This is a genomic window from Oscillibacter valericigenes, from assembly GCF_021531915.1.
GTDB classification, from domain to species: Bacteria; Bacillota; Clostridia; order Oscillospirales; family Oscillospiraceae; genus Oscillibacter; species Oscillibacter valericigenes_A.
The window spans coordinates 1-2,369 of record NZ_JAFBIV010000041.1 but is presented as its reverse complement, the minus strand read 5'-3'; the positions used below and the strand labels follow the sequence as shown (position 1 = coordinate 2,369).

The 2,369-nt window shown below is 61.7% G+C and carries 2 protein-coding genes and 1 pseudogene; 2 read left to right on the top strand and 1 reads right to left on the bottom strand.

The window, feature by feature from the left end:
- A pseudogene (locus JQM66_RS12395) lies at window positions 1–188 on the top strand (helix-turn-helix domain-containing protein); the annotation flags it as partial.
- Between the two features lie 145 nt (window positions 189–333).
- Here the strand turns inward: JQM66_RS12395 and JQM66_RS12390 are convergent.
- Window positions 334–663, bottom strand: coding sequence for a helix-turn-helix domain-containing protein (locus JQM66_RS12390; RefSeq protein ID WP_235230172.1), 330 nt, complete (start codon window positions 661–663; stop codon window positions 334–336).
- 303 nt (window positions 664–966) lie between these two features.
- On the opposite strand from JQM66_RS12390, the gene JQM66_RS12385 reads away from it, so the two are divergent.
- Window positions 967–2,244: a tyrosine-type recombinase/integrase gene (locus JQM66_RS12385; RefSeq protein ID WP_235230171.1), complete on the top strand. Its 1,278-nt coding sequence runs from the start codon at window positions 967–969 to the stop codon at window positions 2,242–2,244.
- Window positions 2,245–2,369 lie beyond the last annotated feature (125 nt).

The window sequence follows — 2,369 nt, the reverse complement described above, 5'->3', positions numbered from 1 at the left end:
ACGTCGAGAAACAGGCGAGGATCTACCTTGCAACATTCGGCATTGACTACGACGCCATTACCAAGGAGCAATTCATCAATCTCATTGATGTTTTGAAGCTGTCCAAACACATGAAAAGCTCAACCAACCAGCGTGGCAAGGCGAGGCCATACCAACCGCATGGAAAAGGGAAACGGAAATACAAATAAACAGAAAAACACGCCATACCCAGCCTTTGAAGCTGAATATGGCGTGTTTTTTCGTTGACCAATCCCGTCTGACAGATGCTTATTTCGTGTTATTTGGCGAACGCTGTTTTACGAACACCGGCCATTTGCCGGCGCTTTTTTACGTTTACAGGTCGCTCCGCAGCAAAAACAGCTGCAGGACCTTCTCTGCCAGATGCAGCTCCCGGGGAGAGCAGCGGTCCAGCATGGCCTGGAGAGCGGACTGGTCCGCCGGCTGGTCCTCCTCCCCGAACAGGATGTACTCCATGGACAGCCGGGCAGTCCGGGACACCTTGATCAGAGTGTCGATGGACATCTGGGAGGTGCCCACCTCGATCTGCCCATAGTACCCGACGCCGATGTCCGCCAGCTCGGCAAACTGCTCCCGGGTGAGCCCCATCCGATTACGCTGTTGGCGCAACCTGTGGCCCAACGCGATCCGCTCTTGTTTCGTCATAGTTGTCACGCTCCTTTTCCACAAGTCTACCGTGGGGAATGGGGCTGTAAAATATGTGAAAAGATATTGCTTTTTGGTATCTTTTGGTGTATCTTGCTGGTGAGAAAAAAGCCGAAACCCTTGCGCTGCAAGGGTTTCGGCTTTTTCTGGAAGTTAGAATATTTGTTGCGCTTAAACGTAACAAATGCCTGCGGCAAGCAGCGTGGAATGCCGACTCAAGGCCCCCGGAATTTCCGGAAAATGCGGAAAGAAATGGAAGTCAATTATTTGACTCACAACTGTAACAAAGTTTGGAGAGCAGCTATGCAGGACTACGTAGTGAACCGGCCCGACGAGGGGGCCATGGAGCAGATTTTAGAAAAAAATTTTGACAACGCGGCGGGGGCCATTTTGCGCCTGGCGTGGCAGGCGGGGCTGTTGCGGGACGAGATCCAGCACCTGACCTGGGCGCAGATCGACTTCCTGGACAGCCGCATCGTGCTGCCGGACCGCCGGGTGCCCATCCCGGAGGATCTGGCCGCGTACTTAGCCGACCTGCGGGAGGGCCGCAACCGCTGCTCGGAGGTGGTGGTGCTGTCAGACCGGGACAAGAAGCCCCTGACGCCCCAGTCCATCTCCCGCCTGGCGCGGCAGGCCCTGGACGCCGCGGGGCAGACATCGGTGCGGCTCATCGACCTGCGCCACGACTTCGTGCTGCGCCAGCTGGAGAGCCACGACTGGCAGTACGTCTCCCGCATCACGGGCATCGAGGCGGCGGCCATGAACCTCCACTTCGGGGCGCACCTGGAAAAGAAGAAGGTCTCCACCAGGGTTCGGCGGGAGGCGGCTCCGGCGGAGATCGACGAATTCGCCCTGTGGAAGCTGCTACAGGCGGAGCGGGCCACCCCGGTGGGGGCGGCGCTGTGGCTGACGTGGCAGCTGGGCCTGCGGCTGGAGGAGATTGTGTCCCTGACCTGGGCCCAGGTGGACCTTGCTGCCGAGACCCTGCGGCTCCCGGACCGGGAGCTGCCCCTGACCAGCGGGCTGCTGGGGGTGCTGCGGGAGCTGCGGGCGGCGTCCCCGGAGGCGGAGCGGGTCCTGACCTCCCCGCGCACCGGCAAGCCCTACGACCGCACGCGGCTGTCCCGCCTGGTGCGGGCGGCGCTGGTGCGGGGCGGGCTGGATAATGTGACGCTGCGGGACCTGCGGCTGGACTGCGCCATCCGGGTGGGCGGCGAGAACGAGGTGGTGGCGTGGCTGCGTCGGAAGCGGTCCATCACCCGCAACGAGACGGCGTCGCTGCTGGGGGTGTCCCGCAGCACGGCGTACAACCGGCTGAAGCTGATGGTGAAGCGTGGGCGGCTGACGCAGATCGGGGCCCGATACTATTTAAAAGAAACGGTGGTGCCGCCGGAGCGGCAGGAGGCGGTGATTCTGGAGTACCTGGACCGGGAGGGCTTCGCCTTCCGGCAGGACATTGCGCGGCTGCTGAAGATCGACGCGCGGCAGGTCCGGCCCATCCTGCAGAAGATGATCGCCGCCGGGCAGATCGTGCAGGAGAAGCAGAAGTATTTGCTGGCGGAGCAAAAGGCCCACGCATGAGTGCGGCCCCCTCCCCAGGGGGCACTGGGGGCAGGGGGAGAGGCCTTTGACGCAAAGGCCCCTCCCCCTTGCACCCCCTCCGGAAACCCGGGGGGATTCCGATTTCCCCCCGGACCCCCTTGAAA